The sequence below is a fragment of the Lachnoclostridium sp. Marseille-P6806 genome (assembly GCF_900625025.1).
Classification (GTDB): Bacteria; Bacillota; Clostridia; order Lachnospirales; family Lachnospiraceae; genus CAG-791.
Genome location: NZ_LR130599.1, coordinates 1 through 8,982 on the forward strand (window position 1 = coordinate 1; position 8,982 = coordinate 8,982).

The following is an 8,982-nucleotide window of genomic DNA, read 5'->3' on the forward strand; positions in this document are numbered from 1 at the left end:
AAGGTATAGTATTTCAGATATAATCATTATACTATATAGTACCATAGTACGCAATGTAAGAAAATAAATTTGACACAAAAAATAAAGTCCTGCAAGGCTTTGCGGACTTTGGGGTGTTAAAAACCCGGCATCCGGTGGACAGAAGAAAATCCTCTCTTCATACTGATACCATGATCGCCATCGCCGATCTTCGTATTAATGTCCGTAAGATAGGCTTTCATGCGGGAATTTCATCAGCCGCATGTTTAATCATACCCCGCATTCGTTTAACATCAAGAGATCTCGTGATTTCATTCTATATCTCAACCCCATTTCCGTTTACTTTGTAAAGGTATTCTGATAATTCATCATTGCAGAAAATTAATGAAATGATAGCTCCCCGTCCGCTGTAATCATAATCATCCAGCAAATGCTCTATGATCATTTTGTCAATAACTCAACGGTCATATCATTATTTAAATAGTTGCCCATAAAATTGTTAGTCAGAAGAATGTCGGACTTTTCAGATCCTCTGCATGTGCTCTCCGTATGCCGGCATGTCTGAAAATAATGCCAAAAACACAGAAAAGATTAGACAAAAGTACATGTGCACAGAAAGGATCATTTGTATAATATATATAAATATATAAGATTTTTGATGCGTACGCACGTATTTCATGAAAAACTGCAGCACCGTAATATCATGAGGAGGAAAAGGATGAAAAAGAAAACAGTTGCTATGTTGCTTGCGTGCCTGCTCCCTTTCAGCGGAGCGCTGACGGCGTGCGGGGAGAGCAGCGAAGTCCCTGAACAGAGCGCAATAAGCGGGACGGCCGTTGCGGACGCGAAAGAGAATGAAGATCCGGAGGGCGTTGATAAACCGGGAAGCGAAGATGTAGCTGACAGTGAGGATGCTGTTACGCTTTCGCTGTGGATCGTATCAACAAACATGGAAAAAGTATTCTATACGAAGCTTTTTGATATGTGGGAGCAGGAGACAGGGAATAAGGTTGATGTAATAGGCCTTCCTGATCAGTCGGCGACCCCGTTGGCCAAGTTTACTACCGGTGATATACCGGATGTCATGATTTTTACTTCGACAGCCGCGCTGATGAATTTTAATCCCGCTGAGAATTTTTTAGACTGGTCAGCTGCAGAATGGGTTTCAGATCTCGCGGACACATCAAAAGCACAGGGAATGTACGGCGGCAAGCTGATCGGACTACCTACCGGGGAGGCATCTAATTCCGGATGCTTATATAATAAAAAGATTTTTGCGAAGTATGGAATTGCGGTTCCGACGACACAGGAGGAATTTGATGCGGCATGCGATAAGCTGCTGAAAAATGGAGTCCAGCCGATTTATCTTCCGGCAGGGGAGGGCTGGGGCATCTTCAGCCAGTTTGCGATGGACCCTATTTTTAACGAGCATCCGGAGTATCTGGATGAACTGAATGCCGAAAAAAAGAAATATTCGGATATTCAGGAAATGAATGATATGTGTCAATGGTACAAGAATGCCGCTGAAAAAGGATATTTCGGTGACAGCTATGCTTCGGACCAGTGGGACTACAACAGCGAGGTTCTTGGAACCGGCGAGGCGGCCATGATCTACTGCTGGGATACTTGGCTGGTGACGGATTACGATAACGACTCCTATGAATACAAGGCGGATGATTTTGGAATTATGCCGGTATTTTGCGGGACCAGAAAAGAAGGGACCTATGAAGGAGGGAATCTGAATCTGGTAATGGTTCCCCAAAAAGCCGCACATGTGGATGTCGCGAAAAACCTTGTGAATTTCATGGCTGTTCCGGAGCATTATAATATAGCGTATGACGGAATCCCGACTTCTGCAATTTATAAGCAGCTGACGACGAACATCGAATCGGTACAGTACAAGGAGAATAAGGATAGCGTAGACAGACTTCTCTGTTCGTCTGTGACTCCGCGCATCGTGGGATATAGCGGCTCACAACATGGTAAATGCCTTGTCAGGTTGATGCAGGGGGAGATTGACGTTGATGAATGCTTGAACGATATGGACGAGGAAAGAATAGCCACACTGGAGGCTCTTGCCGATTAGAAGCGTAAATGCCCGTGACGGAGGATAAGGCCGATACGCTTCGCGAAAGGACAGGCTTTCTGCAACGGCGCAAGCTTTTTCTTGCTGCGATTTGCTGCGGGAAGCCTTTTATGCCGGAGCTTGAGAGAAGCATGTGTATATTTTCTGTTTGAGGTCGCTCTGTGAGAAATAAAATTTATTCTGTCCGCATTATGTGGATTCCTGCGTTGATTTTTATTGTTTTTTCCATTGTCCCGTCGACAGTCGGATATATCTATGCGTTTACCAACTGGAGCGCGTCGCATACGGAACATTTAAAATTTATCGGCCTTAAAAATATTATTCAGGTATTGAGCGATGACCGCTTGATTACCGCATTTACAAACTCTGTACTGTATGCTTTTGGAAAAACAGTTATTGTTACCGTGCTGGGGCTTTTGCTCGCTTATTTCCTGAACAGGAAATTTCGTTCGCAGACGGCTCTGCGGACAATTTACTTTATGCCTTCCATACTGGCGAGCATCGTAGTCGGACTGATTTTTTCCGCTTTGTTTCAGACGCGGCACGGAACGATAAACGGAGTTCTGAGGCTCCTTGGCGGGAAGGGAGTGGATTGGTTCGGCGGAAGATGGACCGGTGTTTCTGCGATTATCTGCGCAGAGATATGGGCAAGTACAGGATATGCCATTCTGATTACCTTATCCGCCATGCAGTCTATCCCTTCGGATTATTTTGAGGCTGCCCTGATTGATGGAGCGCGGGAACGTCAGGTATTTACCAAAATTGTTCTTCCGCTTATTTTCCCGACAATCAATGTCAATATCGTTTTCAATATTGTATATGGATTGAAGTTATTTGATTTGGTTAAATTTATGACAGATGGAGGGCCGGGTTTTGCTACGGAGAGCATGGGCACTCTTATTCTGCGGGAAATGTCTGCGGGGAGGTTTGCCCAGGCGGTTTCTGTAAATCTTGTGTTTTCCGTAATTCTGCTCATTATTTCGCTGCTGTATCAGCATTTCTCATCGAGAGCGGAGGACGCGTTGTACAAATGAAAAGAACAGGGAAAAAACTGATACCAGAGGTTGTTCTGTGGCTGCTCAGCATTTTTATAATATACCCGCTGTTAATGATTCTTCTGACCTCGTTTAAAAGTAAAGGTGAGGCGTCTTATCTGAATATAAATTTACCGACAATATACCATTTCGAGAATTATAAGAAAGTAATTGAAAAGGGTTTTTTCCGATCGCTGGGCAACAGTATTATGGTAACAGCAGCATGCATGCTTCTTACGATTGCCTGCGCATCGCTTCTTGGCTTTATTATTGTCAGACGGGATACACGGGGATGTAGAATTTTTTACAGGATTATCACACTGGGAATTATTGCTCCGTTTGCGGCGCTTCCGACGATACGTATTCTCAAGATAATGAGTCTTTACGGCACGCGTGTCGGGCTTTGTCTTGTGACCACCGCGCTGAATATTCCGTATACGACCATGATTATCAGCAGCTATCTGAAAAGCATTCCCAGAGAACTGGATGAGGCGGCGGTTATAGACGGAACAAGCGGCATGACGCTTTTCCGCAGGATTATTTTCCCGCTCCTGAAGCCTGTATTGGCAGCCGGGCTGGTTGTGAATTTCATGTGGACATGGAATGCGGTTGAGGTTCCGGTTTATTTGCTGAATTCCTCCTATAAATGGACGCTTCCCTTATCCATTTATAATTTTGTGGGACAGTACAGCAGCTATTGGAATTTGGTATGTGCGGATATCGTTTTGTTGTCGATTCCGGTTATTTTGCTGTATGTGTTTTGTCAAAAGCTGATGATTGGCGGAATGATTTCCGGCGCGGTGAAGGCGTGAAGGGAGAGAACGGCTCAGAACTATGGGAATCATACCGGGCTGGCATTTTAAGAAAAGGCAATCGGGCGGCTCAGCACATTCCATGGCGTCGATTCTTTTTTGGACCTGCTTTGTTCTGACAGCAGTGATTCTCACTATCATTGCGTTTGTTTTTTTTATTTACGCATGGCGTATAACGATTAAAAACGAAAAAGAGACTTTGATCAGCCATGCGATGATGGCAGCGCAGAAGTTTAATGCCATGAATTCAAACGCGGATAATATGTTAAAGGAATTCCAGACAGATCAAAGGATGTTTGGTATTGCCAAGGGTATTGAGAAGGATTCGAATAATTATTTTGAGAAGCAGCTGGAAGATCGCTGGACATATTACAGCATGTTCCATTATGCGATGCTTTCAGGAGGATTGGACGGTTCCCTCTGTTTTTACGGGCGATATTATGACAATATCGCTGTGGATAGTGTCACAGGAATCCAGCATTTCCTTTCCAAAAATGATCTTGCAAGGGATGAAATACTCAATTCCGTCATGGAAAAAATTGAATATGTGACCTATCTTCCCCCTCACACAGATTACTATAGCGGCAAACGCGTTTTTTCAGTGGTACGCGCTATGCGGAATGAGTTTCATGATTATGGGGTTCTGGTATTTAATTTTGACGCGGAAAAGATAACAGGGCTGCTTGCAGAAGCGGAGGAAGGACTTGATTATTACATTACTGTTCTGGATAAGGAAGGAAATATCATTTTTTTCTCAGCAAAAGATGACCGGCAAAAACGGATTATGGAAAGCTATTGGAAGCAGAAGAACAAGGACAATACCGACTTAATGCCAAGGCCGGGAACTTTTTTGTCCTGCAGCAGTACTGCGGAAAACGGGTGGATATTTATTCTGTCAAAAGATAACAGTACATATCTTGATTCATATCGAAACCTTATGCTTATGGTGCTGATTATTTTCGGAGGTGCGCTTGCCGTTTTTTCGGTTTTTCTGAAATCATTGATCAGTAAAATCATGAAACCGCTTCATATGCTGACAGCGGAATTATCCGGCTTGAAAGAAGGGGAAAACATCCGCGGCGGCCGGAGGGATGAGACAAGTGAGCTTGCGATTTTAAGTTCTACGATCAGAAGCAATCTTCAAAAGATCATGCTGCAGAACAGAAGAATTCAGGAGGAGAAAGAAAGAACCTTGCGAGCGGAATATCATGCGCTTGAATCACAGCTTGACCCGCATATGCTGTACAATACGCTTTCTGTGATTGGAATGACGGCACTGGCAGACGGAAGCAGAAAAGCAGCTGTTATGTGCGGCGAGCTGGCGGAGCTTTTACGTTATTCCGTCTCATTTGCCGGACAGACTGTATCTATGGCAGACGAAATTGAAAATGTGAATCACTATATGGACATTATGAAAGCCAGGTATGAGGATATGCTGGAGTATGAGACAGATCTTGACGAGGGCGCAGACAAGGTGATGGTTCCTAAGCTGATCCTCCAGCCGGTGGTGGAAAACTGCTTCAAGCATGGGTTTAAGAACTGTGCGGTCAGGTCATGGAGAGTGTTTCTTTCGTTCCGGGCCGATGCGGAGCGATGGATGGTGACGATCCGGAACAACGGGAATCCGTTCGCGGAGGAAGCGGCGGCGAAGCTCACTGGAATCTGTGATATTCCGGAAAAAGAGGCGTTTGAATTCAGTCAGAATATCTTATTTGGACATGGATTGGAAAATACGATTTATCGTCTCCATATTCACTATCGCGGAAAAGAGATCGTTCAGATTCGAAGTTCCGAAGTATTTACGGAGATCTTTCTTTCCGGTCCGATTGGCGAGGCACCGACGGAGGCAGACAAAAATGATTAAAGTCATGATTGTTGAGGATGAGCCCGCTACTGCCAAGGGACTGGCATTGATGATCGATCAGATTGACCCCGAGTACACGGTGATCGGTCTGTGCAGAAGCGGTGAAGAGTGCCAGGAAATGCTTTGTCGGGAGTTGCCGGATGTCATGTTTGTCGATATCAATATGCCGGGAATGAATGGCCTGGATATGATTCGGGAGGTTAAAAAGACAGTAAAAAGTATTCGCTTTGTAATTCTGACGGGCTATGCGAAATTTGAATATGCGCAGGAGGCTTTAAAACTTGGCGTACAGGATTACATATTAAAACCAATATCATTTTCCGCCATGGAAAAAGTTCTGACCGAATACCGGAAAGAATATAATGAAAAAATACATCATGATCAGCAGGAATATGTGTTCCGCTGCATTACCTTTAACGAAGAGCAAAACGAAGAACTGAATCCGCTGAAGGGATATGTCATTGTATTTTTCGTTGTCTATTCCGGTCCGGTTTTCAAGGATGACGGCAAAACAGCGGTAAAACTTATGGAACAGAGGGGGGAATTGCCAGAAAAAAGCAGAATGCAGAATCCGGATTCGGAAAATGATTATCTTTTTTCGATGGGAAGAATTCATAACAATACCGTAATTTATGCGCTGATCTGTCACGGGGACATCCCGGATGGAAAAACAGAAGCTGTCGGAAGAAAAATACTGTCCTATTATCACGAAGAAAACAGATATACAAATCTTGTCATCAGCCGCCCGATAAAAAACGGGAAGAATATGAAAAAAGCGTTATGTGACGCAGAGCAGTCAGGCTGGTATTTATGTCGTATGGGGGAATCCAAGATTGTTTTTGCGCAGGAGAAGTGGACGGTTCCCTCGGTTTCATCAGAAACCAGGCGGATCTGCGGACTCTTCTCACAGAAAAGGATAGTGCACCAGAATACGCTGGATCATTTTTTTGCATTACTGACGAAAAACTGGAAAAGAGAAAATCCCGTATACACGGATCTCAGTATGGATATCCGGTACGTATTCCATCAGATTCTCAGGTGGGATAAATCCATGAGCATCGTTTTTAAGGATGCGGAAAATATGATCATAGACTGCTGCACCTACGACGCCCTGGAACGGTGTCTCAGGGAAGAGGCCGGACGCATTCTCGGAGTTGAGGGAGAGACAAGCAATACATATCGGCGTGAACTTGCGGAGTCTGTCAAGGAATGGATCGACGAGAATTATACCACCAGCTTTACGTATAAGATATTTCCGGCATTATTTAACTATAATGAAAAATATATTTCCGGTGTATTTAAAGAGAAATACCAGATGACTCCGAATCAGTATGTCGAGAATCTGCGGCTGAAGATGGCCAGAGAGCTTATTTTTGACAATCCAGACATACTGATCGCAGATGTCGCCGGAATAACGGGATTTTCGGACCCCTGCTATTTCAGCCACTTCTTTAAGCGCGAGGCGGGAATCTCGCCGTCGGAATACAAAAAACAGATAAAAGAGCAAAAACAGGACGGAGATCAGTGTTATTTTCTGAAGGAGGAACGGACCTATGACCTTTGAACCGACTTATGAATCCGTCTGTATGCATCCGCTCCCCGACTGGTATGATGATGCCAAGTTTGGAATTTTCATTCACTGGTCTTTGTTTTCTGTGCCTGGATATGCGCCGGTGGACGGGCGGGATGTTATCCGGCTTCAGAAGCAGACGGACATGCATTATATGATGCAGCATAATCCATACGCGGAATGGTATCTGAATACGCTTCGCATTGCGGGTTCCCCTACGAGGGAATTTCATGAAAAAAACTACGGAAGCGGGTTTTCCTATTTTGAGTTTCAGAAAGAATTTGAACAATACAGCAGAAAAGTGAATTTTGACAGCTGGGCACAGCTGATGAAGGACAGCGGTGCAAGGTATGCGGTGCTTGTGACGAAGCATCATGATGGCTATTGTCTGTGGCCCAGCATGAATAAAAATCCGATGGAGGAAGGCTTCCAGTCTCCGGTGGATCTGGTAGGAGACTGGGTAGAGGCCGTTCGTGCGAAGGGCATCAGGGCAGGGCTTTATTACTCAGGCATGTATGACTGGACTTTCAACGATATTCCGATTGAAAATCCGTATTCAAAAATGAAGCACCAGCTGGCATCTCCGATGTATGCGAATTATGCAACAGCACAGTGGAGGGAACTGATCGAACGGTATCGGCCTTCTGTATTGTGGAATGATATGGGATATCCGGCGGGGATCGACCTGAACCGGCTTATGGCGGACTATTACAATTCTGTGCCGGATGGCGTTGTAAATGAGAGATGGGATCAGGCGGAGATTCCCTGGAATTCTTCGGCTGAGGCTGTACGAAGCTACGCGCAGAGAATGTGTACAGGCAGCGGTAATGAAATAAGACATGTGAATTTTCATTTTGACTTTTCAAATCCAGAATATACGGATACGAATGAAATTCAGACGAAAAAATTTGAATTTACAAGAGGAATCGGATTGTCATTTGGCTATAACAGAGAGGAAACTGCCCGGGAAATGCTCACCCCGTCCCAGCTCGTCTATATCCTGACGGACACAGTAAGTAAAAATGGAAACGTTCTTCTCAATATCGGACCGATGGTGGACGGATCAATCTCAGAAATACAGAAGAAGCCGCTGATGGCACTTGGCCGCTGGCTGAAAACGAACGGGGAAGCCATATACGGCACCCGTCCGTGGATCAGAGCGGAAGCAAAAACGGACGACGGAACGGCTGTTCGCTTTACAAGGAAAGGGGAACAGCTTTTTATCATCGTGCTTTCGGAAAAGCCGATGAAAAATATCCGGATCCGAAACCTGACGCTTCGTCAGGGAGCCCGGATGAAGCTTCTTGGTTTTGAGGGAGGAGTTTTTTACAGAAATCAGGAAAGTGATCTGCATATTCAGCTCGAAAAATATCCGAAAAAGCAACTGGCTTATGCATTTCAGCTCTCTTGACGATCAGCCATCAGGTCTATCAGTTCCCCCGGAGTGAAATTCTTGGGAAGCCCGTCTGTCAACGGGCTTCATTGACTTCTTCGGCAGAATGCACTCCCATTTTTGACACTTTAGTACGCAATAAATGCCCACAACTTCTCTGTTTACAAGGGGTTGCGGGCATTCTCTGATTTTTACGAAACGCGTACTACGTCTATCTTTGCTTTGATTTTCTAATAATTCCTTT

6 protein-coding genes are annotated in these 8,982 nt (G+C 44.7%); all 6 read left to right on the forward strand.

The genetic code is table 11. From position 1 onward, the window contains the following. The first annotated feature begins 604 nt into the window (after nt 1–604). Nucleotides 605–2,065 (forward strand): ABC transporter substrate-binding protein, encoded by a 1,461-nt coding sequence (locus tag E0E20_RS13530; RefSeq protein WP_130838704.1) that lies wholly within the window; start codon nt 605–607, stop codon nt 2,063–2,065. A gap of 161 nt (nt 2,066–2,226) precedes the next feature. Then, nucleotides 2,227–3,099 carry a carbohydrate ABC transporter permease gene (locus tag E0E20_RS13535; RefSeq protein WP_242622809.1) on the forward strand — a complete coding sequence of 291 codons (873 nt, stop codon included), beginning with the start codon at nt 2,227–2,229 and terminating at the stop codon, nt 3,097–3,099. A 209-nt stretch (nt 3,100–3,308) separates the two neighbouring features. Then, nucleotides 3,309–3,911: a carbohydrate ABC transporter permease gene (locus E0E20_RS13540; RefSeq protein ID WP_242622810.1), complete on the forward strand. Its 603-nt coding sequence runs from the start codon at nt 3,309–3,311 to the stop codon at nt 3,909–3,911. A gap of 1,054 nt (nt 3,912–4,965) precedes the next feature. Further along, nucleotides 4,966–5,775, forward strand: coding sequence for a sensor histidine kinase (locus E0E20_RS13985; protein ID WP_165444119.1), 810 nt, complete (start codon nt 4,966–4,968; stop codon nt 5,773–5,775). Further along, nucleotides 5,768–7,339, forward strand: coding sequence for a response regulator (locus E0E20_RS13550; protein WP_165444120.1), 1,572 nt, complete (start codon nt 5,768–5,770; stop codon nt 7,337–7,339). Before E0E20_RS13985 ends, E0E20_RS13550 begins: the two co-directional genes overlap by 8 nt. Further along, on the forward strand, nt 7,329–8,756 hold the full coding sequence (locus E0E20_RS13555; protein ID WP_130838708.1) for an alpha-L-fucosidase: 1,428 nt from the start codon (nt 7,329–7,331) through the stop codon (nt 8,754–8,756). Before E0E20_RS13550 ends, E0E20_RS13555 begins: the two co-directional genes overlap by 11 nt. Nucleotides 8,757–8,982: the final 226 nt, after the last annotated feature.